Source organism: Gilvibacter sp., assembly GCF_965601605.1.
Classification (GTDB): Bacteria; Bacteroidota; Bacteroidia; order Flavobacteriales; family Flavobacteriaceae; genus Gilvibacter.
The window spans coordinates 63,797-89,767 of record NZ_CBFCWJ010000049.1 but is presented as its reverse complement, the minus strand read 5'-3'; the positions used below and the strand labels follow the sequence as shown (position 1 = coordinate 89,767).

General features: G+C 43.8%; 24 protein-coding genes, 1 tRNA gene and 1 pseudogene. 13 read left to right on the top strand and 13 right to left on the bottom strand.

All coding sequences use genetic code 11. From position 1 onward, the window contains the following. The 5 genes and pseudogenes from gldK to ACSLP7_RS14375 all read left to right on the top strand — a co-directional run. Window positions 1-1,327 (top strand): annotated as a pseudogene (gene gldK, locus ACSLP7_RS14395) (gliding motility lipoprotein GldK); the annotation flags it as partial. 82 nt (window positions 1,328-1,409) lie between these two features. After that, window positions 1,410-2,057 carry a gliding motility protein GldL gene (gene gldL, locus ACSLP7_RS14390; RefSeq protein ID WP_291184199.1) on the top strand — a complete coding sequence of 216 codons (648 nt, stop codon included), beginning with the start codon at window positions 1,410-1,412 and terminating at the stop codon, window positions 2,055-2,057. Between the two features lie 45 nt (window positions 2,058-2,102). Continuing rightward, entirely contained in the window at window positions 2,103-3,665 is a 1,563-nt protein-coding gene (gene gldM / locus ACSLP7_RS14385; protein ID WP_435579963.1) for a gliding motility protein GldM, read from the top strand. A gap of 22 nt (window positions 3,666-3,687) precedes the next feature. Continuing rightward, window positions 3,688-4,584, top strand: coding sequence for a gliding motility protein GldN (gene gldN, locus ACSLP7_RS14380; RefSeq protein ID WP_435579964.1), 897 nt, complete (start codon window positions 3,688-3,690; stop codon window positions 4,582-4,584). A gap of 96 nt (window positions 4,585-4,680) precedes the next feature. Further along, the gene (locus ACSLP7_RS14375) at window positions 4,681-5,730 is read left to right on the top strand and encodes an NAD(P)/FAD-dependent oxidoreductase (protein WP_435579962.1); all 1,050 of its coding nucleotides are present in this window, start codon (window positions 4,681-4,683) and stop codon (window positions 5,728-5,730) included. On the opposite strand, the gene ACSLP7_RS14370 is transcribed toward ACSLP7_RS14375, so the two are convergent. Further along, window positions 5,708-6,079 carry a DUF983 domain-containing protein gene (locus tag ACSLP7_RS14370; RefSeq protein ID WP_435579961.1) on the bottom strand — a complete coding sequence of 124 codons (372 nt, stop codon included), beginning with the start codon at window positions 6,077-6,079 and terminating at the stop codon, window positions 5,708-5,710. The two genes, ACSLP7_RS14375 and ACSLP7_RS14370, sit on opposite strands and share 23 nt — an antisense overlap. Before the next feature lie 76 nt (window positions 6,080-6,155). Between ACSLP7_RS14370 and ACSLP7_RS14365 the strand changes: the two genes are divergently transcribed. The 7 genes from ACSLP7_RS14365 to ACSLP7_RS14335 all read left to right on the top strand — a co-directional run bounded on the left by ACSLP7_RS14365 (window position 6,156) and on the right by ACSLP7_RS14335 (window position 11,869). After that, window positions 6,156-8,069: an ABC-F family ATP-binding cassette domain-containing protein gene (locus ACSLP7_RS14365; protein WP_435579960.1), complete on the top strand. Its 1,914-nt coding sequence runs from the start codon at window positions 6,156-6,158 to the stop codon at window positions 8,067-8,069. A 9-nt stretch (window positions 8,070-8,078) separates the two neighbouring features. Then, window positions 8,079-8,837, top strand: a complete 759-nt coding sequence (locus ACSLP7_RS14360; RefSeq protein WP_435579959.1) for a TerC family protein — start codon at window positions 8,079-8,081, stop codon at window positions 8,835-8,837. 6 nt (window positions 8,838-8,843) lie between these two features. Then, on the top strand, window positions 8,844-9,023 hold the full coding sequence (locus ACSLP7_RS14355; RefSeq protein WP_435579957.1) for a CPXCG motif-containing cysteine-rich protein: 180 nt from the start codon (window positions 8,844-8,846) through the stop codon (window positions 9,021-9,023). A gap of 62 nt (window positions 9,024-9,085) precedes the next feature. Beyond that, window positions 9,086-9,158: transfer RNA gene (locus tag ACSLP7_RS14350), tRNA-Met, on the top strand. A 425-nt stretch (window positions 9,159-9,583) separates the two neighbouring features. Beyond that, the gene (locus ACSLP7_RS14345; RefSeq protein ID WP_435579956.1) at window positions 9,584-10,462 is read left to right on the top strand and encodes an alpha/beta hydrolase family protein; all 879 of its coding nucleotides are present in this window, start codon (window positions 9,584-9,586) and stop codon (window positions 10,460-10,462) included. A 6-nt stretch (window positions 10,463-10,468) separates the two neighbouring features. Then, window positions 10,469-10,954 carry an SRPBCC family protein gene (locus ACSLP7_RS14340; RefSeq protein ID WP_435579955.1) on the top strand — a complete coding sequence of 162 codons (486 nt, stop codon included), beginning with the start codon at window positions 10,469-10,471 and terminating at the stop codon, window positions 10,952-10,954. A gap of 6 nt (window positions 10,955-10,960) precedes the next feature. Continuing rightward, a complete protein-coding gene (locus tag ACSLP7_RS14335) occupies window positions 10,961-11,869 on the top strand; it encodes a helix-turn-helix domain-containing protein (RefSeq protein ID WP_435579953.1) in 909 nt (302 codons plus the stop codon). Window positions 11,870-11,898: 29 nt separating this feature from the next. Here ACSLP7_RS14335 and acs read toward each other — a convergent pair whose 3' ends face one another. From acs to ACSLP7_RS14315, 4 genes are all read right to left on the bottom strand, one after another. Then, entirely contained in the window at window positions 11,899-13,806 is a 1,908-nt protein-coding gene (gene acs / locus ACSLP7_RS14330; RefSeq protein WP_435579952.1) for an acetate--CoA ligase, read from the bottom strand. A gap of 97 nt (window positions 13,807-13,903) precedes the next feature. Further along, window positions 13,904-15,679, bottom strand: a complete 1,776-nt coding sequence (locus tag ACSLP7_RS14325; RefSeq protein ID WP_435579951.1) for a sodium:solute symporter family protein — start codon at window positions 15,677-15,679, stop codon at window positions 13,904-13,906. A 24-nt stretch (window positions 15,680-15,703) separates the two neighbouring features. After that, window positions 15,704-15,964 (bottom strand): DUF4212 domain-containing protein, encoded by a 261-nt coding sequence (locus tag ACSLP7_RS14320; protein WP_272831607.1) that lies wholly within the window; start codon window positions 15,962-15,964, stop codon window positions 15,704-15,706. A 144-nt stretch (window positions 15,965-16,108) separates the two neighbouring features. Continuing rightward, the gene (locus ACSLP7_RS14315; protein WP_272831608.1) at window positions 16,109-16,396 is read right to left on the bottom strand and encodes a hypothetical protein; all 288 of its coding nucleotides are present in this window, start codon (window positions 16,394-16,396) and stop codon (window positions 16,109-16,111) included. 123 nt (window positions 16,397-16,519) lie between these two features. Between ACSLP7_RS14315 and ACSLP7_RS14310 the strand changes: the two genes are divergently transcribed. Further along, entirely contained in the window at window positions 16,520-17,098 is a 579-nt protein-coding gene (locus tag ACSLP7_RS14310) for a uracil-DNA glycosylase family protein (protein ID WP_435579949.1), read from the top strand. A 208-nt stretch (window positions 17,099-17,306) separates the two neighbouring features. Here ACSLP7_RS14310 and ACSLP7_RS14305 read toward each other — a convergent pair whose 3' ends face one another. Genes ACSLP7_RS14305 through ACSLP7_RS14270 form a run of 8 tightly spaced genes read right to left on the bottom strand, consistent with a single transcriptional unit; the run spans window position 17,307 to window position 25,946 of the window. Next, the gene (locus ACSLP7_RS14305; RefSeq protein ID WP_435579948.1) at window positions 17,307-18,008 is read right to left on the bottom strand and encodes a sulfite exporter TauE/SafE family protein; all 702 of its coding nucleotides are present in this window, start codon (window positions 18,006-18,008) and stop codon (window positions 17,307-17,309) included. Further along, entirely contained in the window at window positions 18,009-18,461 is a 453-nt protein-coding gene (locus ACSLP7_RS14300; RefSeq protein WP_435579947.1) for a FixH family protein, read from the bottom strand. Between the two features lie 12 nt (window positions 18,462-18,473). After that, the gene (gene ccoG, locus ACSLP7_RS14295; RefSeq protein WP_435579946.1) at window positions 18,474-19,895 is read right to left on the bottom strand and encodes a cytochrome c oxidase accessory protein CcoG; all 1,422 of its coding nucleotides are present in this window, start codon (window positions 19,893-19,895) and stop codon (window positions 18,474-18,476) included. A 10-nt stretch (window positions 19,896-19,905) separates the two neighbouring features. Next, window positions 19,906-20,871, bottom strand: a complete 966-nt coding sequence (locus ACSLP7_RS14290; protein ID WP_435579945.1) for a cbb3-type cytochrome c oxidase N-terminal domain-containing protein — start codon at window positions 20,869-20,871, stop codon at window positions 19,906-19,908. Continuing rightward, window positions 20,868-21,062, bottom strand: coding sequence for a CcoQ/FixQ family Cbb3-type cytochrome c oxidase assembly chaperone (locus tag ACSLP7_RS14285; protein ID WP_435579944.1), 195 nt, complete (start codon window positions 21,060-21,062; stop codon window positions 20,868-20,870). The genes ACSLP7_RS14290 and ACSLP7_RS14285 overlap by 4 nt, the downstream gene beginning before the upstream one ends. Window positions 21,063-21,064: 2 nt before the next feature. Then, window positions 21,065-23,275, bottom strand: coding sequence for a cytochrome-c oxidase, cbb3-type subunit I (gene ccoN / locus ACSLP7_RS14280; protein ID WP_435579943.1), 2,211 nt, complete (start codon window positions 23,273-23,275; stop codon window positions 21,065-21,067). A gap of 10 nt (window positions 23,276-23,285) precedes the next feature. Then, window positions 23,286-23,483 (bottom strand): cbb3-type cytochrome oxidase assembly protein CcoS, encoded by a 198-nt coding sequence (ccoS, locus tag ACSLP7_RS14275; RefSeq protein WP_435579941.1) that lies wholly within the window; start codon window positions 23,481-23,483, stop codon window positions 23,286-23,288. Window positions 23,484-23,543: 60 nt separating this feature from the next. Beyond that, window positions 23,544-25,946 carry a heavy metal translocating P-type ATPase gene (locus tag ACSLP7_RS14270; protein ID WP_435579940.1) on the bottom strand — a complete coding sequence of 801 codons (2,403 nt, stop codon included), beginning with the start codon at window positions 25,944-25,946 and terminating at the stop codon, window positions 23,544-23,546. Window positions 25,947-25,971: the final 25 nt, after the last annotated feature.

Here is a 25,971-nt window from a genome sequence, read left to right as displayed (position 1 = left end):
GTAATTCAACCGATCGTGGAGAATTGGTTGGTGCTAAAGGAAAGAAATGGCACCCTGAAAAGCCATTCGGAATGACCCTAATTCCGGGAGGATCTTTCATTATGGGTAAAGCTGATGACGACATTGTTGCGGTAAACGATGCCCCGACTCGAACGGTTACCGTGCGCTCCTTTTACATGGATGAAACAGAAATTACGAACGCAGAATACAGACAATTTGTAAACTGGGTACGTGATCCTACTGTACGTCTACGTTTGGCTATTTTGGCCGATGAGGTTGGCGCAACACCGGGTGATGATGGGATTGGCGAATTTGCTTTCGTTGACCAAGAGAACACAGACGACATGACTCCTTATGAGAAGTATATGTATGACAACTACTTCGGAATGGGAGACGACTACTACGCCGGTCGTAAAATTAACAGAGACATTGATATCCTTTGGGACACTGCAGAATACCCTGATGAGTACTATGCTGAGGTTATGGATACCATGTACATTCCAATTGAAGAAGCCTACAATGGACAGCGTACCATTGACGTGAGCAAATTGAACTTCCAGTTTTCATACATGGACATTCAAGCTGCTGCTCGTGACAAGGACAAGCGCCGTAAGGACTTCATCATTAAAGACACTGTAAATGTATATCCTGATACTACAGTGTGGATCAAAGACTTTAATTACTCGTACAACGAGCCTATGCACAACGATTACTTCTGGCACGAAGCTTACGGAGAATATCCTGTAGTTGGTGTGAACTGGAAGCAAGCGAAAGCTTTCTGTGCATGGAGAACCTTATACAAGAACGCTTATCAAAAATCGCGTCGCCGTCAGTACGTGAACAGTTTCCGTTTGCCTGGAGAGGCTGAGTGGGAATATGCTGCACGTGGTGGATTGGAATCTGCGACCTTCCCATGGGTGGTCCTTATGCCAAGAATGATCGCGGATGTTTTATGGCGAACTTTAAGCCGCTTCGTGGTGACTACGCTGCTGACCAAGCATTGTACACTGTTGAGGCAGACGCTTACGAACCAAACGATTACAACCTCTACAACATGGCAGGGAACGTATCAGAGTGGGTAGCATCATCTTATGACCCCAATTCTTATGACTACTCTTCTACGATCAACCCTAACGTGAACGACAAGAATAACATGCGTAAAGTGATCCGTGGTGGATCCTGGAAGGACGTTGCATACTTCCTTCAGGTGAGTACTCGTGACTACGAATACGCTGATTCTGCACGTAGCTACATCGGCTTCAGAACCGTGCAGGATTATATGGGAACCGACGTGGTTCTGAACGAACAGTTCGGAGACGGTCGATAAAGACATCACCGGTATATGCTAGCCGGTGTTCATTTGTAAAATGACTAACAGTAGTAACTTAACTTAACTTAATTTATTTATTATGGCACAATCAAAATCATCTAAGAAGCTATTTAATATGGCTTATGGACTAGGAGCCTCAATCGTTATCCTAGGGGCACTATTTAAGATCCTTCACTGGGAGCTAGGACCACTAAACGGTGGTGTACTTCTTGCGATCGGACTTATTACAGAAGCAATCATTTTTGCAATCTCTGCTTTCGAACCAGTAGACGACGATCTAGACTGGTCATTGGTTTACCCAGAATTAGCTGGTGGAAAATCAACTGGTAAGAAGAAAGACGAGAAGCCTCAAGACGCCCAAGGTCTACTATCTCAAAAATTAGACGAAATGCTTAAAGCAGCTAAGATTGACGAAGGTCTTATGACTAGTCTTGGTGACAGCATCCGTTCTTTTGAAGGAGCAGCGAAAAGTATGGCCCCAACTACCGACGCTATGAATTCAACTAAGAAGTACAGTGAAGAAATGGCTTTAGCAGCTGCACAAATGGAGTCGCTAAACTCACTTTACAAAGTACAGGTTGAATCTACCAGCCGTCAGGCAGAAGTAAACGAGCAAGTCGTTGAAAACGCGGCTCAATTGAAAGCACAAATGGAAAATTTGACTTCTAACCTTTCTTCATTGAACGGTGTATACGGAGGTATGCTTTCTGCAATGAATAGAAACTAAGATAGTTTTTACTTACTAACCCCTTAATCTAAAACAGAAGAAGTTATGGCTGGAGGAAAACTATCTCCGCGGCAGAAGATGATTAACCTGATGTATCTGGTTTTCATCGCTATGCTCGCCCTCAACATCTCCAAGGAAGTTCTTACTGCCTTTGGTATGTTGAACGAAAAATTAGAAGACGCAAATGTTGCTTCTACGGAACGTAACGATGCCCTTTTAGCAAATCTTGCTACTAAGGCTAGTGACTCACCAGAGCAATATGCAGATCTAAAAACTAAGGCTGACCAGGTTAGCGCAATCTCTGATGAATTCGACGCAGTTGTTGGAAAAATCAAAAGTGAGATGCAGGCTACCGTTGAAGATCCTAAAGACTATGAAGTAATGGACAAATCTGATTTCTTAGATCAGATGTTCTTTAACGCTGATGGTCTTAAGGCAGAAGGAACAGCCTTTTTAGACGCAGTAAATAAGTACCGCACACAAATGGTAGCCGCCATTGGTGATGATTATCCAGAGATCAAAGAGTATGTAGAGAAGAACTTTTCTACAGGTCAAGTTGAGGACCGCGATGGTCTTAAGATCGACTGGATGAACTACAACTTTGAGCGTGTGCCGATGGTAGCATCTTTGACTAAGCTTACACAAATGCAAGCGGACATCAAGACTACCAAAAGTGAAGTACTTGGAAAGATGCTTCAAGGACAGCAGGCAACGCTGCTATCTATGAGCAACTATAACACTTTCATGGACGCACCTAAGTCTGCGTACTATGTAGGAGAGACCTTTGATGGGGAGATCCTATTAGGACGTACAGATGCTTCTACGGTTCCTCAACGTGTTGAGCTTACTTTGGACGGACGTCCACTTAGCGAAGACAAGTATGAGATCGACGGTGGTCGTATCAAATTGAAGATCGGTGCTGGTGGAGCTGGAGATCACAAGATCGAAGGTAAATTGATCTACGGAGAAGAAGGTAAAGAATTTGAAGTGGAAGTGAACACTGGTTTCGCTACCATCACTAAGCCTAACTCTGCAGTAATCTCTGCCGACAAAATGAACGTAGTATACCGCGGTGTAGACAACCCAATGACGGTTTCTATTCCTGGTATTCCAGATAATAATGTTTCTGCTTCAGGTGCTGGTCTAAGCCGTGTATCTGGAAGCAAGTACATGATGAAGCCTGGTCAAGGACGTGAAGTAACGATCACTGCAAGTGGTACCCTACCTGACGGACAACGTATCAGCACTCCAGCTACTTTCCGTATCAAGGACATTCCACGTCCAACAGGTACTGTAAGTGGTGAAGATGGAAACGGTGGTGCTGTACGCATGCCAAGATCATCTTTGGAAATTGCTTCAGTTGGTGCAGCATTGTTAGATTTTGACTTTGATTTGAACCTTTCTGTAACTAGCTTTAGTTTCAAAGTATCCGGTCAACCTACAGTAGTAGTAAACGGACGTAAACTAGACGACAGAGCCAAGGCAGCCCTACGTAGAGCTAAGCGTGGTGAAACAGTACAGATCTTTGATATCAAAGCTCAGATCCAAGGAAACTCAGGTTACAGACTACAGCGAATCTCTCCTGTATTTGTAGAGTTAACAAACTAGAATAAAAAAAGCTATAGAAATGATGAAGTCAAGAATCGCTTTGGTATTTGTAATGACCTTGATGGTAAGTTTTACCACCTTGGCCCAACGCAACATACTCAATGCCAAGACTCCCGATGAGATCGGAATGAAGACAGCAGAACAGATCGCTTATGATAATGACGAGCCGCTACCTTATGGTTACGTAGACGAGCGTGATGTATTGTGGTCTAAAACCACTTGGGAGATCATTGACTTGGACGAGCGTGTAAACTTCCCATTGTACTACCCAATTGACACCAACAACATTGGTGCTGACAGACGTTCTTTATACGATGTATTGGTAAAGAACATCAAAGAAGGTACAATTGAGCATGTTTACGCAGACTCTTACTTTACTGAAAAAAGAACTCTAGATGATATCAGTGCTTCTTTGCGTTATACGGACACTACCGATGCAGGTATCCGTCAGTTCAACGCGGAAGGCCGTGTGGATGATGAATACATCCGTAAGTTTGATCTAAGTTCAGCAGATATTTTGGAATGGCACGTACGCGGATACTGGTACCTAGACAAGCGTCAAGGTGAATTGAAGTACCGTTTATTAGGATTGGCTCCGGTTGCACCGGAAGCGCGTTCTTTGGCTTTCCCAGATCAAGCAACAGACAAAGTAGAATTGTTTTGGGTTTGGTTCCCGAGTGCACGTAAGGTGTTACACGAGGCAAAGGCGTTCAACCGTTTGAACACTTCCCAACCCATATCGTTCGACCATATCTTAAATTCTAGACGCTTTAATGGTATAATCTATCGCGAGGACAACGTCCAAGGTGACCGTCAGGTTAAGGATTATATCAGTGATAACGCACTCATGCAATTGCTTGAGTCGGATAGAATCAAAGAAAGGATCCGCAACCTGGAAATGGATATGTGGAACTATTAACAGAAGAATTTCCATTAGTAAATTAGGGAAAAGCGCTCTTCATATGAAGGGCGCTTTTATTTTTTGCCCTTTTTTAAAGTAGTATTTTTACTGCGGATGAAAACCGAGGTGGATTATATCGTTGTTGGATTGGGCTTGGCCGGGATCAACTTTGTAGAAAAGTTGCAGGAGGCAGGCAAGTCCGTTGTAGTCTTTGACACTGGCGAGAATTATTCCTCATGGGTCTCTGGAGGTTTGTATAACCCTGTGATCTTAAAGCGACTCACCTTGTCTTGGAATGCTGCGGATCAGCTGCAAAGAGCACTTCCTATTTATGAGCGAATTGAAAAGCGTTTGGGAAGAAGCGTTGATCTCAGGATTCCCGTACACAAGAAGTTTCAATCTTATGAGGATCTGAACAACTGGGTGGTGGCTTGTGATAAGCCGCACCTCAAACCTTATTTGAATCCTACTACCATTAGTGAGGCTCCACAGGGTGTCAAAGTTCCCTTTGGGATGGGACAAGTGCTTAATACCGGAAAGATCGATACTGCGGCGCTTATGCAAGCCTATGCAGAAGACTTGTTTGATCGAGGTTTGCTTTTCAAAGAGCGATTGGAATATCACCAGCTTGAATTAAGTTCAGGAGTAAATTATAAAGGGATCACGGCCAAAAGGATCGTTTTCGCAGAAGGTTTTGGCTTAAAGCAGAATCCCTTCTTTGATTCCTCTAAACTCAAAGGAAATAAAGGAGAACTGCTCATTATTGATGTTCCTGATCTGAAACTTGAGTTTGTTTTAAAGACGGATGTGTTCATCATTCCTTTAGGGGGAACCCGATTCTCTGTAGGAGCGACTTATAATTGGGAAGACAAGACACTTGAACCTACCACAGAAGGCAAACAAAAACTACTCAAGGCCTTAGAGAAGCTCATTGATTTGAAGTATGAGGTCTTGGAACATCGCGTAGGGATCAGACCTACCACGGCGGATCGCAGACCTTTAGTCGGGGTGCATCCGGAGTATACTCAAATGGCCATGCTCAACGGTTTAGGTACACGTGGAGTGATGATCGGACCCACAGTAGCTCATCAGCTTTATGAGCATTTAGAAAACGATCAACCCCTGCCTCAGGAGATAGACATTAAGCGTTTTTATCGTAATTAAAAAAGAAGTTGATCCAGATGTTTCTGGATAGACGCAAGATCACGGGTAAACCCAATATCAGCACTGCTACGATAGCCAAGAAGGCTTGCAGTCGGTCCAAATCCAAAAAGAAATATGTGATAACAAAGGTAGCTACGGCAAAGGCTACACCCACACCGTAACTCACGTACATAGCCCCGTAAAAGAAAGAAGGTTCAATCTTGTATTTGGTGTTGCAATGCGAGCAACGCTCGTTCATTTCCAAGGTTTTCTTAGGCGCATAAAGTTTGCTGCTGCTGTACATGCTTTCGTTTTGACAAACCGGACAAGTGCCCGTAAATATGCTGTAGAGTTTGGTGCCTTTCAACATTTGAAAATGTTTTTGATTTACCCTACAAAATTAGGGATATTTGCACTACTAAAAATGTGACTTAAGTCACCATTTCATGTTAAACGTTCACAATTTATCAGTTTCTTTCCAAGGAGAAGATCTCTTTAGCGAACTCACCTTCAAATTAGGAGGTGGAGACCGAGTGGGTCTTGTGGGGAAGAACGGCGCTGGAAAATCTACCCTGCTAAGAATCTTGGCCCAAGAACAGGAATACGATTCGGGCCAAATAGCCACAGACAAGGAGCTACGCATTGGCTTTCTAAAGCAAGACATTGACTTTGAAAAGGGTTGTAGTGTGAAAGAAGAAGCGCAAAAGGCTTTTGTGAAGATCAAGGAGTTGGAAGCGCGCTTGGAAGTCATCAATCAACAACTGGCTGAGCGCACAGATTATGAAAGCGAGAGTTACAACCAACTCATGATTGACCTCAATGAGGTGCAACAACAGTATGAATTGCTGGGCGGTTATAATTATCAAGGCGATACGGAACGCATCTTAAAAGGTCTTGGTTTTACCGCTGCGGATTTTGACAAGCTTACGTCTACCTTTTCGGGCGGATGGCGTATGCGCGTGGAATTGGCCAAACTCTTATTGCAAGACAATGATGTATTGCTGCTGGATGAGCCCACCAACCACTTGGACATTGAGTCAATTCTCTGGTTGGAAGAATTCTTAAAGCAATATACCGGCGCTGTGGTCATTGTTTCTCACGACCGTGTTTTCCTAGACACCATTACCAACAGAACCATTGAAATATCTTTAGGGCGTATATACGATTACCCCAAACCTTATAGCGAGTATTTGAACCTGCGCGGAGAATTGCGTACCCAGCAGTTGGCAGCACAAAAGAATCAGCAGAAGCAAATAGCACAGACGGAAAAACTTATTGAGAAGTTCCGTGCCAAGTCCTCTAAGGCTACGATGGCGCAATCGCTGATCAAAAAGCTGGACAAGATTGACAGAATTGAAGTGGATCAAGACGACAACGCGGTGATGAGTGTGCGCTTTCCGGTATCTGTGACTCCAGGAAAAGTGGTTTTGGAGCTTGACCAAGTGGCCAAAAGCTATGGAGACAAGCGCGTATTGAATCCGCTGGAAATGCTTGTTGAGCGCGATAGCAAGATCGCCTTTGTGGGCCAGAATGGCCAAGGGAAAACTACTTTAGCCAAGATCATTGTGGGAGAGATTGCCCATCAAGGGAAGGTCAACTTGGGCCATAACGTACAGTTGGGTTATTTTGCCCAAGATCAGGCCGATCATTTGGACGGTTCCAAAACAGTCTTGGACACCATGATCGATGCGGCTAATGAAAAGAATCGTACCAAGGTTCGGGATATTTTAGGAGCTTTTCTCTTTAGAGATGAAGCAGTAGATAAATACGTTCGAGTCCTCTCCGGAGGAGAACGCAACCGTTTGGCTTTGGCCAAATTGCTTTTGCAGCCTTTCAACGTGCTGATCATGGATGAGCCGACGAATCACCTCGACATCAAATCCAAGAATGTTCTCAAGGAAGCCTTGGCCAATTATGAAGGGACACTGATCCTGGTTTCCCACGACCGTGATTTTCTGCAGGGGCTTACCAACAAGGTCTATGAATTTAGAGATCATCAGATCAAAGAATACTTAGGTGATATTGAGTTTTTCTTGGAGCAACGTAACCTGCGTTCCATGCGAGAGGCAGAAAAGCGCAGCGTGGTCGCTAAGCAGAAAGTAGACAAGTCAGCCAATAAGAAGACCTATGAAGAGCAAAAGCAGCTTAAATCGCTTAAAAATAAGCTCAGCAAAGTAGAATCTCAGATCTCAGCCTTGGAAAAACAAATAAAAGAGTCAGACGTCGCCTTAGAAGTGAATTACGACGAAACGGTTAAAGATCCGAGCTTTTTTGACACCTATCAATCCAAAAAAGACGAACTTGATACCTTGATGCAGCGCTGGGAAGACATCAGCGAGGAAATAGATCAATTGACTTAAGCGAAAACTATGTGGGAATTATTGACCAGTACAGAAGCCTGGGCAGCCTTTTTAACCTTGGTGATCATGGAGATCATCTTGGGTGTTGACAATATTGTCTTCATTTCTATTCAGACCGACAAACTCCCGCCAGAGCAACAAAAGAAGGGGCGTAATATCGGTTTGCTCTTTGCACTGTTCACGCGTGTGGTCTTGCTGCTGTCCATCACTTGGGTCATGACCTTGACCACTCCGCTTTTTAATGTAGGCGATTGGTTGGGTATTTCAGGAGAATGGCACGAGCGTCTTTCCATCTCTGGACGCGACTTGATCTTACTGATTGGAGGATTGTTTTTGATGTATAAGAGTATCAAAGAGATCCATGAAAGCGTGGAGGGAGAAACCCAGCGCGAGGCCGGGAGCAAAAAACCCACCACCTTTCTAAAGACCGTTATTCAAATTGGTCTTTTGGATATCGTCTTTGGACTGGATTCTGTGATCACAGCCGTTGGAATGGCAGAAGATGTAGAGATCATGATTGCCGCTGTGGTGGTATCTATGATCTTTATGGTCTTTAGTTTAAACTTTGTGAGCCAGTTTGTGAATCAACACCCTAGTGTGAAGATTCTGGCCTTATCCTTTCTCTTGCTGATTGGTATTTCTTTAGTGGCCGAGTCCATTGAGCAGCCTATAGCCAAGGGGTATATCTACTCCGCCATGGCGTTTTCCATCTTTGTGGAATTTTTGGTGATTCGATCTGCCAAAAACCGAGGGGCCAAAAGAAGCTAAGGCCTTATGGAAGAGCATCATTTTCAATGTCCGTATTGTTGGGAAACGGTTTCCATGTTGCTCGATCCGTCCGTTTCACAGACTTATATTGAAGATTGCGAAGTTTGTTGCAATCCCATAGAGATTAGCGTTCGCTTTGATGATCAGCAGCTTACCAGCTTTCAGGCCAACAGCATAGAACAGTAATAAAAAAAGGCGATACGGTACTTTGCCAGTTTATAAAAGTGTTTTATATTTGCCGTCCACACCGCGGGATAGAGCAGTAGGTAGCTCGTCGGGCTCATAACCCGAAGGTCGCAGGTTCGAGTCCTGCTCCCGCTACGAAGAAAGCCTCTTGAGAAATCAAGAGGCTTTTTCTTTGCGCCAAATCTGATGCTTGCATCAGGATTTGTGAAGCAAAGAAAAAGCCATCATCGCTTCGCGATGAGGCTTTCTTCGTAAAGCCACCCCCACTCAGGACCATTTTGCGCAACAAAATGAATCCTGCGAACAAAGTTGAATATAAACCACCAGCGCTAGCGATCGCAGCGGCATACTCTGAGCAAAGCGAAGAGATATAGCGCAGAGCGCGGTGCCGAAGGCAAGCGCCCAGAAAAACCACAACAAATCAATTATACTTATTCTGTTGCCGCCATTAAGAGTCTAAATTGTCTGGGACTGTAAAATGGTTTAGTCATTCAGTAAAATGGATTAACTTCCAGAGAAAGAGCATGGTACCTTTGTTTAAAACATAAAAACAAATAGTCATGATTGGAAAAATGATCTCAGATTTAATGATCAAACCAGGTAAGTCCCCAGTATTCGAGACTCCAGAAAAGTACAATATGGAGTATGAGGACATCCGATTCAAAACTGATGACGGCGTTACAATCTCTGGTTGGCTGGTCAAAGGAAATAGTGATAAGGTAATTATTCAATCACATTTTGGGGTACAATGCTCTCGCAGTGGCTTTACCGTAGAAGGCAAAGGAAGAATGGAAAAGTCACTATGGGACCGTGATATTCCATTTCTTAAACAAGTAAAGTATTTAAATGATGCCGGTTATACCGTTTTATTGTATGATATGAGAAATCACGGTGAGAGTGAACATTGTGGTTGGATCACTTGGGGCAAAGATGAGAGAAAAGATATTTTGGCTGCTATTAAATACGTAAACAAACACGAGCAATACAAAGACGCCCAGATTGGTTTGTTGTCAATATGTATGGGTCAAGCAGCTAGTACTTTTGCTTTTGGAATGGAATCTGAAATGCAGCAGTTTTCAAACTTAAAAACAATGATCTCTGTTCAACCGCTTACCTACGACTATTTTGTCGCGAATATGGGACTACCCATGTTTATGGTAAATGCAGGAAGTAAATACAGTAAAAATAAACGAAACACCGATCTAACCGGAGATTCGTTTTTGCCTTACGTCAAGGATATATCAGTTCCTACATTGGTAATACAAAACAACAATGATCCAATGACAGATTTGAATATGGTTAAACAATATTATGCTGATTTAACTGTAGAGAAGGAAATGCTTTGGTTAAATTTAGAAAAGAAACGTGCCGCAGCATATGATTGGTTGGGAAATAATCCTGATCCGATTCTGAAATGGTTTGAGAAATACATTAACTAGCAACACATGAAAATGCTTATTTATATTGTTCTTGGCGCATTAGTCTTGTTTGTGATTCTGCTTCTTACTGGGCGCAAATCAGTTCACAATGAATTGTATATTGACGCTAAACCAGAGGTAGTTTGGCAAGTTTTGACCGACACGGATAGTTATTCTGATTGGAACCCGGTGATGATCGCCGCTAAGGGGAATTTAAACCAGGGGGCTTCCATGACTTATACTTTTGCGCAAAGCGCCGAGGATCAATACGACATCAATGCTAAGGTAGCAGAGATTGTTCCGCTTAGATTGCTCAATCAAAAAGGAGGTGCCTTTCTAATCTTGACCTTTGATCACAAATATGAACTAGAATCCGAGGGAAATGTTACAAAATTGACCATTCATGAAGACTATAGGGGTGTTGGTGTCAATTTTTGGAATCCTGCTCCAGTAGAAGAAGCCTACGTGAAACTCAATGAGGCAATTAAGAAAAGAGCCGAATCCGTTAGATAAAATTATATGAAAGACATAGTTCGAATCGACTCCATTACTCAAGTACATGATTTCTTTGATTTGCCTAAACCAAAGCATCCCTTGGTTTCGTTGATCCCGATAACGGATGCCATTACCAATTTTGACTATGGCAGTTATACCTATGCCTTTGGCTTTTATCAAGTCAGTCTTAAAATTGGAATTTCAGGCTTCTTGACTTATGGTCGCAACTCTTATGATTTTCAAGAAGGTACGGTGGTTTTTATGAAGCCCAATCAAGCCATAAAAATTGAAGATCAAAGAGAGTATAAAGGTGCTTCAGGCTGGACACTTTTGATTCACCCTGATTTGCTTAGAGCCTCTGAATTGGGAAAGACGATTGATCAATACTCATTCTTTAATTACGAGAGTAATGAGGCATTGCACTTGTCAGATGAAGAGAAAAGATCCTTGACAGAATTGGTTTTAAAAATAGAAAGTGAATACATCCATCATATTGATAAACACAGTCAAGAGCTTATAATCTCCAATATTGAATTATTACTTAAGTATTGCCAGCGTTATTACGATCGACAGTTCTTTACTAGGACAAACCTAAACAAGGATTTTGTCTCGCGTTTTGAGGAAATTGTTCAGGAGTATTTTAACTCTGAGTATCCGAGCACTCTCGGTGTTCTCACTGTAAATTATTGTGCTGAAAAAATGAGCATGTCGCCAAATTATTTAAGCGACCTACTAAAAAACGAAATAGGGACCAGTGCAAAAGAATACATCCAGAATTTTTTAGTGGATCGTGCAAAAACTCAAATTTTAAGCTCTGCCAAGTCTATTAGTGAAATTGCCTATGACTTCGGATTTGAGTATCCGCAGAGCTTCAATAAAATCTTTAAATCTAGAACCGGCCTCACACCTACGGAATACCGCAACGTCAATTAGGCATTGATTAACAGCTGGTTTTTTGGCAATCAGAGCACATTATCCATAATATCCTGAACCACCTCTGGGTTGAGCAGCGTACTGGTGTCGCCTAGATTGGAAGTGTCCTTGGAAGCGATCTTACGCAAAATGCGTCGCATGATCTTTCCTGAGCGGGTTTTCGGCAAGCCCACGGTGAATTGAATCTTATCCAGCTTGGCAATTGGCCCGATCTGTTCGGTGATCATTTGATTGATCTCTTTGCGCAGATTATCGTGATTTCTGGATTCTCCGGATTCTTTTAGCGTCACATAGCCATAGAGTGCGTTTCCTTTAACCTCATGTGGGAAACCTACAATAGCTGATTCTGCAACCGCAGGATGCTCGTTGATTGCATCCTCAATGGGAGCTGTACCCATATTGTGCCCGGAAACAATGATCACATCATCCACGCGGCCCGTAATTCGGTAGTAGCCCACTTCATCGCGCAAGGCGCCATCGCCGGTGAAATACTTATTCTCATAGGCCGAGAAATAGGTGTCTTTGTAACGTTGGTGATTGCCCCAAATGGTTCTGGCCATTGAAGGCCAAGGGAATTTAATGCACAAGCGTCCTTCGGCTTGATTGCCTTGGATCTCTTGCCCAGTCTCATCCATGAGTGCGGGTTGTATCCCCAAAAAGGGTAGGGTGGCGTATGTAGGTTTGGTCGGGGTACAGAACGGTATTGGGGTAATCAATATTCCGCCTGTTTCTGTCTGCCACCAAGTATCCACAATGGGCGCTTTTTTCTTCCCGATATTATCATCATACCAATGCCAAGCCTCTTCATTAATGGGCTCTCCTACGGTTCCTAGTACTTTTATGGAGGACAGGTCGTATTGCTCTACATGCTGCACGCCTTCTTTCGCCAAGGCTCTAATGGCAGTTGGAGCTGTGTAGAATTGGTTGATCTTGTGTTTTTCTACGATTTCCCAAAATCGGCCAAAATTTGGATAACTTGGAACGCCTTCAAACATTACTGTTGTGGCTCCATTTGCCAATGGACCGTAAACGATATAACTGTGGCCAGTGATCCATCCAATGTCAGCCGTACACCAGTACACATCCGTATCGCGGTATTGAAATACATTTTTAAAGGTGTAGGCCGTATAGACCATATAACCCGCAGTACTGTGGACCATGCCCTTCGGTTTCCCGGTGGAGCCTGAGGTGTAAAGAATAAAGAGCGGATCTTCCGCATCCATGATCTCGGGTTCGCAGTCTGTGGAAGCCGCAGTCAAGAGTGGTTCCAGCCAAAAGTCGCGACCTTCTTTCATGTTGATCTCAGTTTGAATTCGCTTTACCACTAATACAGATTCCACGGTGGAACAGCTCTCTAGCGCTTCGTCTACAATGCCTTTGAGATCAATAGTCTTGGCTCCTCGGTACGAACCGTCTGAGGTCAATACCATTTTACAGTCGCTGTCGTTGATACGAGTGGCGAGAGCGTTTGCGGAAAAACCTGCAAACACTACCGAATGTATGGCACCGATTCTTGCACAGGCCAGTAAGGAGATGGCCAGTTCCGGGATCATCGGTAAATAAATACACACCCGATCTCCTTTTTTAATGCCTTTAGCTTTGAGCACATTGGCCATTTGATTCACGCGCCCGTGTAATTCTCTATAGCTGATGTGAGTCGGAGCTTCATTGGGATCATTAGGTTCAAAGAGGATGGCCGTTTTATCACCTTTGGTAAATAAGTGCCGGTCAATACAATTTTCAGTGATATTGAGTTTAGCGCCTTCAAACCATTTTACCTCAGGTTTAGAAAAATCCCAAGAGAGTACGTTGTCCCATTTTTTTCGCCACAGAAAGTGTTCTTCAGCGATCTCTTCCCAAAAGAGTTCTGGGTTTCTTACGGATTTTCTGTATTCGTGGAAGTATTCTGGGAAGTTCTTAATGTGATAATTACTCATGAAATGGAATTTATATAAAGCCGCTAAAGGCTTTACAATTTAGCAAAAAAGGCCTTTTGAAAATTGCACAAATCGATCAAAAGATGATCTTATTTTCTCAGTGTTGAGCAGCTTTGCCTGCTCCGGATGGGATCCGGATATTTTCTACCATATCGGTAACTGCTGTTGGTGGTTTAGGCGTCATTCTGGAAACCACTATAGAAACCACAACATTTACGCACATGGCAATGGTACCAAAGCCTTCAGGAGAGGTGCCAAACCACCATTCACTTGCAGGTAGCGGATCCATAATTCCAATGAGCCCTGTTTTGTAAACGATCATATATCCCAACATTAAGGTGATGCCCACAACCATCCCGGCAACGGCGCCTTGTTTGTTCATGCGTTTGTCAAAAATACCCAGAATAATAGCCGGAAAGAAGGAAGCTGCCGCTAGACCAAAGGCCAGGGCGACCACCGCAGCTACAAAGCCGGGCGGATAGATCCCAAACAAGCCCGCAATGACAATGGCAACCAAAATTGAGGCGCGTGCCCAACGCAGTTCACCTTTGTCAGAGATATTGGGTTTGAGTTGTTTTTTGATCAGGTCATGAGAGATCGAGGTAGAGATCACTAAAAGCAAACCGGCCGCCGTTGACAGCGCTGCAGCCAAACCACCTGCTGCCACTAAAGCAATGACCCAATTGGGCAAGCCGGCGATCTCTGGGTTGGCTAAAACCATAATGTCTCTATCTACATAGAGTTCGTTGGTGGCGTCACTTGCGTTGCTAATGAGTCGTTCGCCATAGGCGCCACGTCCTTCTAAAAATTCAGGCTTTTTGCCCACTAAGGCAGCGCCTTGGACGTATTGTATTTTACCGTCTCCGTTTTTATCACTCCAGGCGATAAGCCCGGTGTCTTCCCAATTTTTAAACCATTGTGGAATATCAGCATAGGATTGATCCCGAACCGTCTCTATCAAATTAGTCCGTGAAAACACCGCAACGGCAGGAGCGGTGGTATAAAGTATGGCAATAAAAAGCAAGGCCAGGCCTGCTGACTTTCGCGCATCTTTTACTTTGGGAACCGTAAAGAATCGAACAATAACATGCGGCAATCCAGCGGTACCAACCATCAAGGCAAAGGTAATGGCAAAGACGTCCCAGGTAGATTTTGAACCTTGGGTGTATTCTTTAAAGCCGAGTTCGGTGTGTAATGTATCGAGTTTGTCGAGCAAGTAAGTTCCGTCTTCTAGAGTACCTCCCATTCCCACTTGAGGAATTATATTGCCGGTCATCTGAATGGAAATAAAAATGGCAGGCACCATAAAAGCAAAGATCAAAACGCAGTATTGTGCTACTTGTGTATAGGTGATCCCCTTCATTCCGCCTAAGAAGGCAAAGACCAAAACAACGGCCATACCAATGATCACACCTAAAGTGATATCTACTTGTAAAAACTGAGAGAACACAATGCCTACGCCCCGCATTTGTCCGGCAACATAAGTAAAGGATACAATCAAGGCACAAATTACCGCCACAGTCCTTGCACTGTTGGAATAATAGCGATCTCCGATAAAATCTGGGACGGTGAATTTGCCGAACTTCCGCAGATAGGGCGCAAGTAATAGTGCCAATAACACATAGCCTCCTGTCCAACCCATCAAATAGACTGAGCCGTCATATCCGGCAAAGGAGATGATCCCGGCCATAGAGATAAAAGAAGCAGCGCTCATCCAATCGGCGGCTGTAGCCATACCGTTGGCTAGGGGAGAAACACCTCCGCCCGCTACATAAAAATCATTAGTGGAGCCTGCACGTGCCCAAATGGCAATACCAAAATACAAGGCAAAGGTCACACCGACCAAGATCCAAGTCCAGGTTTGAACACTCATAGCGCTAGTATTGAGGTTATGGAATTAGTCTTCGTGATAGCCGTATTTTTTATCGAGCTTGTTCATCAGTCTTACATATACAAAGATCAATACCACAAAAACATAGATGGAACCTTGTTGGGCAAACCAGAAGCCTAATTTGAATCCGCCGAGATTGATGGTATTCAAGGCATCCCTAAAGAGAATTCCACAGCCATAAGAAACTACAAACCATATGCTTAGCAGGATTGCTAAGTATTTTATGTTCTCTTTCCAGTAAGCGCGTGCCTTGTTTGTTGAAGACATGATTGGTTAGTTGTAATGCGCTCACGCTATAAGCGATTCAGCATTTTAAGATTCCTAAAACTAATTGTTTCGGGAACCACAACCAAAAAAAACCGCGCTTTCTAAAGGGAAGAAAGCGCGGTAACTACTTTAAATGTGGAAATATTAAAAGAGCAAGTTCATTAGAATTAGCAAGGTGCAAATTCCAAGGCTACCCAATAAAGTATTGAGCACAACCTTTGGCTTTTGAACCGTTAGGATCGATGCCAAAACACCGGTACACATTACAACGGCTGCAAAAACCTGGATCATGGACCAAAGGGAGCTTCCGTTTAAAAAGATGGTGTATACTGCAATCCCACCCAAACAGGTAGATACAATGATTGAAGTTGATGCATACAGCATAAAATTCTCGGTCCAGTCTTTATTTAGTTTTGCATACAGTGCGCTCATGATGTTGATTTTAATTGTTTACTCAACAAAACTACGTGGAGCCCATCACCTAAAATATGATAATGGTCATGCAAGCCTTAGTTGATACAATCGACTTATCTTTAAACCGCTGACCACTTCACCATGGAAGAACTTTTAAGTAAAATACGCGCTTGCAACTTGTGTAATGATCTCTTGCCTTTGGGCCCAAGACCAATAGTTGCAGCAAGTCCAAAGAGCCGTATTGCTATCATTGGGCAGGCTCCGGGTTCTGTAGTGAATGAAAGTGGAATTCCTTGGGATGATAAAAGCGGGGAAAACTTACGCGCTTGGATGCACATCAGCAGTGAAGATTTTTACAATCCAGATAAGCTCGCCTTAATTCCTATGGGCTTTTGCTATCCAGGGCGCGGAAAGTCTGGAGATAATCCGCCCACCGCGATTTGTGCTCCAACTTGGCACGATCAACTGTTAAATGAACTTCAAGAATTGCGTTTGGTCCTATTGGTGGGCAAATATGCGCAAGACTATTATTTAGGCGATACAGCGCAAAAAACCTTGACGCAGACCGTGCAGCGATTTGAAGACTATTTGCCTAAGTACTTTGCTTTACCGCATCCTTCTCCCAGAAACAACATCTGGCAAGCCAAGAATCCTTGGTTTAAAGCCTCCGTACTGCCTCGATTGAGTCAAGAAGTAGCCTCAGCTTTAAAGGAAAAATAGCTTAAGTAGGGTTTTTGGCACGAGACTTGTTATATAATTGGTGACAGTCATTGTTTTGATTGTTAAGGAATTGAAACATAAAGTAAATGCGCAAAGCATCCCTAAAAAGAAACAATTCCCCGCCTTGAAATCTGTCTTTACCTACGGTATGCTCACAGATTAGAAATATGACCAAAAGCGCGAACTGTTTGAACAGCCCGCGCTTTTTTTAATGACATTCCATTTTAGCTTCTATTTTCTGCGGATTCAATTTGGGCGAGACGTAGGGAATACCCAAACCGAGTCCTCTCAGAATAAACAAACAAGCTATAAGCGCAACCATAACTGGGATGGCTTTGCGAATCTTGAGTTGTAGGGTTTTGTTTAAAAAATTGCCTGCGTAAATAGCCCCAGTCATCAGCGGGAGCGTACCTGCACCAAAAAGGACCATATACAGACTTCCCTGCCAGGGATTGGCTAAAGCTAAGGAACCAAACACCGCCATATAAACCAATCCACAGGGTAAAAAGCCATTGAGCAGGCCCAAGGTTAAAAAGGTATCCGGGCGTTTTGACTTTAAAGCCTTACCCATCGCTGACTTTAACTTCCCAATGGCCAATGCCAAGGGTTTGGACAGACTGTATTTGAACAAGACACGCTGCGGAATAGCTACCGTTAACAAGAGTAGAACTCCTGCAAGAATGCTTAGGTATTGTTGGGCTCCAAAGAGCGATAAACTCCGTCCTAAAAATCCAAAGATCAGACCCAATAGGCCATAGGCGGTGAATCTGCCCAAATGGTAACTGGTAATTTGTAAGAGTTGCAATTTCTTGTTGTCTCTACTTACCGGCAATAGAAAAGCTATGGGACCACACATGCCAACGCAGTGTAGACTTCCCAAAAGACCTAATATGAAGCCAGAGACCAACATTTAGTAATTGATTGAAGTTTCGTATAAGAAGGGTTTGCCTTCGTGTTGCCAAGTGACGCTTATGTTCCAACGACCGTCCAACAAGCGGGTTTCAGGTATGAGCAAATTGGATTCCGATAGAACAAATGGAAAGTCGGAATCGAGGTGCTTGTCAGACGGTCTGTATAGGAACACATTGCCTTTAATGTTGTTTTGAAGCTCTTTTGGGAACTCCAACACCCAGCCATCTTCAGTTTTTTTTCCGCGGATGGGTTCGGAGAGGATGGCCAGATTCTGTCGAGCTTCTATTTGCTCGTTGAGAATCAACTCTTGTTTGTAATAGTCTTCCACCACCAGTTCGTGATCGAATTTAGAATCGGTCATCATGGTGATTACAAAATACAGGATGAATCCAATGAACAGCAGCATGCCGATCACCAATCCTGTTCCCCAATTTAATTTTACAGTGCTCATACCGTTTGAATTTTATTGATAACTAATAGGGCCTAAAAAGGTTGTCTTAGCCGTTTCGATGAGCTCATCACCGCTGTAGACCCCGATTTTTAATTTGATATTGTCTGAATCGACTTCGCTTCTCGGGATGTCGATGTATAAAGTGCCTTCTTCCAAACCTTGTCGCGCAACGTCAAAAGTATCCATGCTCACAATGGTGATTGTTCCTTCATGTGAAAGCAGTTTAAAGGTCACATCAGCTACTTCATCACTTGTTTTATTCACCAGTTTATAGGTATACACATTACTGATGATATTGTTCTCTTTCTTCTGATACAACTGCCCGGGTAGCCTCAAGATGGTTGCTTCTAAATCGTTTCTCAAGAACAGCATTCCTGCAAAGATCCCGGTCAAGATCAGCAGTACTGCAGAGTAGCCTTTTAGACGCGCATTGAAAGTGAATTTGGCCTTCTTTTCAATATTGTCCTCGCTGGCATAACGGATCAACCCTTTGGGTAAATTGACTGCTTCCATCATGGAATCACAAGCGTCAATACAGGCCGTGCAATTCACACATTCCAGTTGGGTTCCGTTTCTAATGTCGATCCCAGTAGGGCAAACATGCACACACTGAAAACAATCAATACAATCACCTTTGCCACTGGCTACGCGATCCTCATTCTTCTTGAATTTGGCGCGACCGACTTCCTTTTCTCCACGTTTATGATCATAAGCCACAACAATGGATTTATTGTCCAAAAGCACGCCTTGAAGACGGCCGTAAGGGCAAGCGATCACACAAACCTGTTCTCTAAACCAAGCGAACACAAAGTAGAATACCGCCGTAAAGATGAGCAGGGAAATAAAGGTGCTCATATTCTCTAAAGGCCCTTCTGTAATGTATTCCAAGAGTTTATCGCTGCTTATCAAATAAGCCAAGAACACATTGGCGATCAAAAAGGAAATGATAAAGAACACCGTCCATTTGGTGGCGCGCTTTCTGATCTTTTCCGCGTTCCAAGGCTGTTTGTCTAAGCGGATCTGCTTCCCGCGATCACCTTCTATCCAATACTCAATGCGTCTAAAGACCATTTCCATAAAGATGGTCTGCGGACAGATCCATCCGCAGAAAAGTCGGCCAAAGGCTACCGTAAAAAAGATCACAAAGACCACCCCGATGATCATCATTATCACAAAAAGGTGAAAGTCTTGTGGCCAGAATGGAAAGCCGAAAATATTAAAGCGGCGTTCCAGCACGTTGAGCAACAAAAACTGATTCCCGTTGACTTTGATGAATGGAGCAGAGAACAAAAAAGCCAGCAGCACATAACTAACTATTTTGCGGTACTCGTAAAAGCGGCCGCTGGGCTTTTTAGGATAGATCCAAGCACGTTTACCCTTCTCATCGATGGTAGCAATGCTGTCTCTAAATACTTCGTTCTCTGGAGTTTCCATTGTTTGGTGCTTAGTTCATTGAAATTCCTGCAGTCGCAGTGGAATCGTTGATCACTTCTGAGGATTCCAGTTCCGACTCGGTTGCTTCAGGAGCTGGGTTAGGATCGACCCACAATTCCCCATCAGCAGGGAGAGCATCCGGAGGATTACTGCCTTGCATGCTCAATACATAACTGGCCAATTGTGCAATCTCATTCGGCGTAAAGGTTCGGTTCCAGTTTACCATCCCTTTTCCAGGGCGACCTCCTTTGGAGATCGTGGTAAATACATTGGAGATCCCTCCGCCTAATATCCAATATTCATCGGTTAGGTTGGGTCCGGTTGAACCACCACCATCAGCCTTATGGCAAACAGCACAGTTACGTTCAAAACGATTTTTTCCGGCGCTTAGATCGGTAGCATCAGTAAGCATCACCACGGTGGTAGCATCCACCATATCCTTGGCTTGAGACTTATAGGCTTCAATAGCCAAGCGGGCTTCTTCCATCTCGATCTCAAATTCTGTAGCTTGATCTTCTCCTTCAAAAATGTGATACTTCGCCATATAGATCACTCCAAAAACTATGGTCACATAGAATCCATACAACCACCATGGTGGGAGTTTGTTGTCCAATTCTTTGATCCCGTCGTAATTGTGATCTAAAATAATCTCTCCCTCTTCTTCTAAAGGACGACTGCCCAAGAGCTTTTTGTAAATGCGCTTGAGACCTGCAAACTGATTGGCTTTAGCTTCTGCGGTTGCGGCGTCATAGCGGGCGCGTTTTTCTTCGTCCATAGCGCGGTAGAGGATGCTGTTTAAAGCCTCTACGCTGTATTCAATAGCCATGGCAAAAACGAAGACAAACACAATCACTCCCCAAAGGATTGGGTACTTGGTAAAGGTGTAATCGGTGCCTGTGTCTACCACCCAATCCAACACAAAGTAAGACAGCACGGTGACCAGGGCTACTCGTAAATAAGCGTTCGTATTTTTCATGATGTTGTGTTTAGTTGGTTATCGTCTTCCTCTAAAGGGAGGTTGCTGACTTTTCTGATGTGCTCCTTCTTGGCGGTCAACACCCACCAAAAAAGTAGGGTGAAGAACACAAAAAAGATGAGCAGTGAGATGATGGGGTATATCTGAACCCCGTCGATTTGTTCTAAGGAACCTTTTACAAATTTTAGCATGACTAGGGTGTGTTTTTAGCAGTTACTTCCTCATTGGTCTCAATCATAATGTCGGTACCTAAGCGTTGCAGATAAGCAATTAGTGCAACTACTTCTCGGTCCTTCATTTCAACAAAGTCTGAATTTCCAGCATTTTTAGCTTCCGTATAACTCTCTTTAAAATCTGGGTCGTTCATCAAGTTGCTCTCAATTTGAGCACCTTGTTCATCCATCCAACTTTGAGCGCGGGTAATGTCCTCATCCGTATAAGGGACACCAAGACTCACCATGGCACGCATTTTTACTTCGGTCTTAGACTTGTCCAACTCGTTTCTAATGAGCCAGGTATATTTAGGCATAATAGAACCTTCTGATACTGACTGCGGATTGTTGAAGTGACGCAGGTGCCAACTATCGTTGTATTTGCCACCGATACGCATCAAATCAGGTCCGGTACGTTTAGATCCCCAAAGGAAGGGGTGATCGTAAACATATTCTCCGGATCGCGAATACAGATTCTTGTCGGTCCAGTCATAGCGTTTCACTTCCGAACGGAACGGACGGATCAATTGCGAGTGACAAGCATTGCAACTCTCACGGATATAAATATCTCTACCTTCCAACTCTAAAGGTGTATAAGGCTTCACCGTGGTAATTCGCGGAACATAATCGTCCACCAAAAGCGAAGGAACAATTTGAACCATACCTCCAATAAGGATTGCAATGGTTGCGTAAATGGTCAAACGAACCGGGCGGCGCTCCAACCAAGTGTGGTAACCTTCTTTTCCGGTGCGTTTTGCAGTTACACGTTGCAGCGGAGCAGCTTCAGCCAATTCATCGGTTACTTTGCTGCCTTGTTTTACGGTCTGTACAATGTTGTAGATCATGACGATCGCTCCTACGATATACAAACTACCTCCAATGGCGCGCATCCAATACATCGGCATGATCTGGTCTACAGTTTCTAAGAAGTTACCGTAGGTCAGTGATCCGTCTGGGTTGAACTGCTTCCACATAGAAGCCTGAACAAATCCAGCTACGTACATCGGTAAGGCATAGATAATGATCCCCAAGGTCCCGATCCAGAAGTGTGCGTTAGCCAATCGGATTGAATACAAAGAGGTCTTAAACAGTTTTGGAAACAACCAATAGATCATACCAAAGGTCAAGAAACCGTTCCAAGCTAAGGCTCCAATATGCACGTGAGCAATAATCCAGTCACTAAAGTGAGCGACGGCGTTGATGTTCTTTAGAGAAAGCATTGGGCCTTCAAAGGTTGCCATCCCGTATCCGGTGATCGCAACGACCATAAATTTCAAAACTGGGCTCGTGCGGACTTTATCCCAAGCACCGCGAAGCGTCAAGAGTCCGTTGATCATACCACCCCAGGATGGAGCGATAAGCATCACTGAGAAAGCAACCCCTAAATTCTGAGCCCAATCGGGTAAAGCAGAATAGAGCAAGTGGTGGGGTCCTGCCCAGATATAAATAAAGATCAACGACCAAAAGTGAACAATGGAGAGGCGGTAAGAGTAGACCGGTCTGTTAGCGGCTTTAGGTACAAAATAGTACATGAGCCCTAAGAAAGGCGTGGTCAAAAAGAAGGCCACCGCGTTGTGACCGTACCACCATTGTACTAATGCATCCTGTACTCCAGCGTATGCAGAATAGCTCTTTAAAGCGCCCACAGGCATTTCAATACTATTCACAATGTGCAATACCGCAACGGTAACGAATGTGGCCAAGTAGAACCAGATCGCCACATAGAGGTGACGCTGTCTTCTGCGCAGTATGGTCCCGATCAGGTTAATTCCAAAGACAACCCAGATCAAGGCAATGGCAATGTCAATAGGCCATTCCAATTCAGCGTATTCCTTAGAAGTAGTATACCCTAACGGGAGCGTGATCGCTGCAGAGACGATGATCAGCTGCCATCCCCAGAAATTGATCTTACTCAAAAGATCACTGAACATTCTGGTCTTGAGCAGGCGTTGTGTAGAGTAGTAGACCCCAGCAAAGATCGCGTTACCTACAAAGGCAAAGATCACCGCATTGGTGTGTAAAGGTCTCAATCTACCAAAGCTCAGCCAAGAAATTCCATCTGTCAAGTTGGGGAACATGAACATAAAGGCCAGCAGAAGTCCTACGGCCATCCCTATGATACCCCAGAAAATACAGGCTATCAGGAAATTTTTGACAATTTTGTTGTCGTAATAAAACTGTTGTGTTTCCATAGATTTACGGTTACTCGTTGGTTGAATCTTTTATAGTTGTAGCGGATGTTTCTGAGGCTTCTTGCACCAGTTCATCTTCAAATAGCATACGTACAGCAGGAGTGTAAGTGTCGTCGTATTGGCCTCGTTTAACCGAGACGATAAAGGCGACGAAAAAAACGATCGCCACGCAGATGCTCACACTTAACAAGAGAAAAATAATACTCATACCTGATTAGAATATTGGCGTAAAAGTAGGTGCGGGTCGCTACGGAAAATATGACAACGGTCAGTTTCGATTTTTTATAGCGGATTTAAGCAATCGACTTCCAAAAAAGCGGGTGCTGATGGTGGTAAAAATCACAATGCTGATAGAACTCAGCGGCATGAGAATAGCCGCAACTACAGGTTCTAGGTGTCCTGTAACCGCAAATCCTAAACCGATGAGGTTGTATAACACCGAGATTCCAAAACACGCATAGATTATGCGTTTTCCCAGGCCAGCCAGCGCAAAGAACACGGGTATCTTTTCAAAGGAATTGGCTTGAAGGATCGCATCAGAAGCAGGAGTAAAGACATTGGTGTCTTCTGCTATGGCGATCCCAATATCGCTTTGAGCCATGGCTCCGGAATCGTTGAGTCCGTCCCCGATCATCATTACCTTTTCTCCTTGTTCTTGCAAGGCTTTTACATAGTCTAGTTTATCTTGAGGTTTTTGATTGTAACGTACCTCCGTATGCTCTGGTAAAAAACTATTCAAACGTTCTGCTTGACTGTCATTATCTCCAGTGAGTACTGCTATCTTTTTGTTTCGACCCAATGCAGCCAATAAGTTCTTTAAGCCCGGTCTGTATTTACTCTGAAAGACATAATGCCCTTTGTAGTTGCTTCCGCTGCTAATATGAACCACCGCTCCTTCATGATTGGAATTGGCTTGTGCATGGACAAATTTGGAAGCCCCAATTTTAAGCTGCTGATTGTTTTTCGATACGGATATTCCCTGGCCCAGGGTTTCTGAGAAATCATCTAAGGTGACTATTTCTTGCTCTTCCAGGGTGTTGTATAAACTTCTGCTCAAGGGGTGGTTGGAAGCTCTCAGCGAGCTGTAAAGTAGTCTTTGTTCTTCAACGCTTAGCGGAATTCCGTGATAAGAAAAAGCACTCTGAGCGGGTGTGCTCAAGGTTCCGGTTTTATCAAAAACAACCGTATCTATTTCGCTCCAGTTTTCAATGATCGCGGCGTTTTTCACATAGCATTTATGTCGCCCAAATAGACGCACTAAGTTACCAAGCGTGAAGGGAGCACTCAATGCGATAGCACAAGGACAGGCTACAATTAAAACTGCCGTGATCACATTGAACATCATACTCGGGGCTATAAACCACCACACCATACCGCTGATTATTGCAATACTTACAATGGCTAGTGTAAAACGCTTGCTAATCTGGTCTGTCAAACTTTGAAAGCGCAATTGGGATTGTTTTTCAAAGGCCTTATTGCCCCACAATTGGGTGAGATAACTTTGGCTTACGGTTTTGCTGACCTCCAATTCTATGGCTGCGCCGCATTGTTTGCCGCCTGCAAAAATTGCAGATCCAGCCTCTTTGTGAATGGGTAAGGCTTCCCCGGTAACAAAGCTGTAATCAATAAGGGCTTCCCCACGAATCAATACCCCATCAACAGGGATGATCTCATTGGAGCGGATCAGTAGGGTATCTCCTTTCTGGATTTCTTTTAAAGCGATCTGCTCCTCGATGAGTTTACCGCCTTTGCGTTCAATTCGCGTCACTCCTAAGGGGAAATAGGATTTATAGTCTCTTTCAAAAGACAGATAAGAGTAGGTCTTTTGTTGAAAGAATCGTCCTAACAGTAAAAAGAAAACCAGGCCACTCAGGCTGTCAAAAAAGCCAGGACCCCAATCCATCAATACATCGATCACCGAGCGAATAAATAGAACACTAACCCCCAAAGCTATTGGAAGATCAATATTGAGCATGCGAGATCGTAAACCCTTGATTGCTGCTTTGAAATAATCCGAGGCGGCATAGAAAACTACAGGCAAGGAGAAGAGCAGCATGATGGTTCTGAACATGGGTTTGTAATGTTCTAACCAGATTTCATCTACATCAAAATACTCTGGAAAGGACAGAAACATGATGTTCCCAAAAGCAAAACCAGCGATTCCTAATTTGTAGATCAGGCTGCGGTCCTTAGACTTCTTTTGTACTTCTGCGGATGCCAAACTGATCTTTGGAGTATATCCAATACCATCCAAAAGCAATACTAACGCCTTCAGAGGTAGCTCTTCTTGATTGAATTGTATCTGCGCCTTTTTAGCCGGAAAGTTCACAGAACTACTGTAAACTCCGGGATGCAGTCGGGAGAGATTTTCCAAAACCCAAATGCAGGAGCTGCAGTGAATGGCGGGGATCTCAAAACTGATGATCTGCCGATTGCCTTCACTGAATTGCAATAGTTCGCTAGCAATGACCTCGTTGTCTAGATAGTCAAAATGTTCACTGACCTTATTTTGCGAGGTGCCAGGATTGCGTTCCAGTTCATAATAGTAATCCATCCCATTCTGATGTAAAATGTCATAGACGGTTTTGCAACCGTTGCAACAGAATGGTTTTTCTTCGTGAATGATGGGCGATTTGCCACAAGGGTCGCCACAATGATAACAGGCTTCCATATAATTTTGCTCTAATACCTTTGGC

What these genes read in the sequence shown, in the direction of transcription:
- ACSLP7_RS14340 (WP_435579955.1), top strand. Translation starts at nt 10,469, where the DNA reads ATGAAAATGCTTATTTATATTGTTCTTGGCGCATTAGTCTTGTTTGTG.
- ACSLP7_RS14335 (WP_435579953.1), top strand. Translation starts at nt 10,961, where the DNA reads ATGAAAGACATAGTTCGAATCGACTCCATTACTCAAGTACATGATTTC.
- gldL (WP_291184199.1), top strand. Translation starts at nt 1,410, where the DNA reads ATGGCACAATCAAAATCATCTAAGAAGCTATTTAATATGGCTTATGGA.
- ACSLP7_RS14370 (WP_435579961.1), bottom strand. Translation starts at nt 6,079, where the DNA reads ATGTTGAAAGGCACCAAACTCTACAGCATATTTACGGGCACTTGTCCG.
- ACSLP7_RS14290 (WP_435579945.1), bottom strand. Translation starts at nt 20,871, where the DNA reads ATGAAAAATACGAACGCTTATTTACGAGTAGCCCTGGTCACCGTGCTG.
- ACSLP7_RS14300 (WP_435579947.1), bottom strand. Translation starts at nt 18,461, where the DNA reads ATGAGCACTGTAAAATTAAATTGGGGAACAGGATTGGTGATCGGCATG.
- ACSLP7_RS14310 (WP_435579949.1), top strand. Translation starts at nt 16,520, where the DNA reads ATGGAAGAACTTTTAAGTAAAATACGCGCTTGCAACTTGTGTAATGAT.
- ACSLP7_RS14320 (WP_272831607.1), bottom strand. Translation starts at nt 15,964, where the DNA reads ATGTCTTCAACAAACAAGGCACGCGCTTACTGGAAAGAGAACATAAAA.
- acs (WP_435579952.1), bottom strand. Translation starts at nt 13,806, where the DNA reads ATGAGTAATTATCACATTAAGAACTTCCCAGAATACTTCCACGAATAC.
- ccoS (WP_435579941.1), bottom strand. Translation starts at nt 23,483, where the DNA reads ATGAGTATTATTTTTCTCTTGTTAAGTGTGAGCATCTGCGTGGCGATC.
- ACSLP7_RS14325 (WP_435579951.1), bottom strand. Translation starts at nt 15,679, where the DNA reads ATGAGTGTTCAAACCTGGACTTGGATCTTGGTCGGTGTGACCTTTGCC.
- ACSLP7_RS14355 (WP_435579957.1), top strand. Translation starts at nt 8,844, where the DNA reads ATGGAAGAGCATCATTTTCAATGTCCGTATTGTTGGGAAACGGTTTCC.
- gldM (WP_435579963.1), top strand. Translation starts at nt 2,103, where the DNA reads ATGGCTGGAGGAAAACTATCTCCGCGGCAGAAGATGATTAACCTGATG.
- ACSLP7_RS14360 (WP_435579959.1), top strand. Translation starts at nt 8,079, where the DNA reads ATGTGGGAATTATTGACCAGTACAGAAGCCTGGGCAGCCTTTTTAACC.
- ccoN (WP_435579943.1), bottom strand. Translation starts at nt 23,275, where the DNA reads ATGGAAACACAACAGTTTTATTACGACAACAAAATTGTCAAAAATTTC.
- ACSLP7_RS14345 (WP_435579956.1), top strand. Translation starts at nt 9,584, where the DNA reads ATGATTGGAAAAATGATCTCAGATTTAATGATCAAACCAGGTAAGTCC.
- ACSLP7_RS14305 (WP_435579948.1), bottom strand. Translation starts at nt 18,008, where the DNA reads ATGTTGGTCTCTGGCTTCATATTAGGTCTTTTGGGAAGTCTACACTGC.
- ACSLP7_RS14285 (WP_435579944.1), bottom strand. Translation starts at nt 21,062, where the DNA reads ATGCTAAAATTTGTAAAAGGTTCCTTAGAACAAATCGACGGGGTTCAG.
- ACSLP7_RS14315 (WP_272831608.1), bottom strand. Translation starts at nt 16,396, where the DNA reads ATGAGCGCACTGTATGCAAAACTAAATAAAGACTGGACCGAGAATTTT.
- ccoG (WP_435579946.1), bottom strand. Translation starts at nt 19,895, where the DNA reads ATGGAAACTCCAGAGAACGAAGTATTTAGAGACAGCATTGCTACCATC.
- gldN (WP_435579964.1), top strand. Translation starts at nt 3,688, where the DNA reads ATGAAGTCAAGAATCGCTTTGGTATTTGTAATGACCTTGATGGTAAGT.
- ACSLP7_RS14365 (WP_435579960.1), top strand. Translation starts at nt 6,156, where the DNA reads ATGTTAAACGTTCACAATTTATCAGTTTCTTTCCAAGGAGAAGATCTC.
- ACSLP7_RS14375 (WP_435579962.1), top strand. Translation starts at nt 4,681, where the DNA reads ATGAAAACCGAGGTGGATTATATCGTTGTTGGATTGGGCTTGGCCGGG.
- ACSLP7_RS14270 (WP_435579940.1), bottom strand. Translation starts at nt 25,946, where the DNA reads ATGGAAGCCTGTTATCATTGTGGCGACCCTTGTGGCAAATCGCCCATC.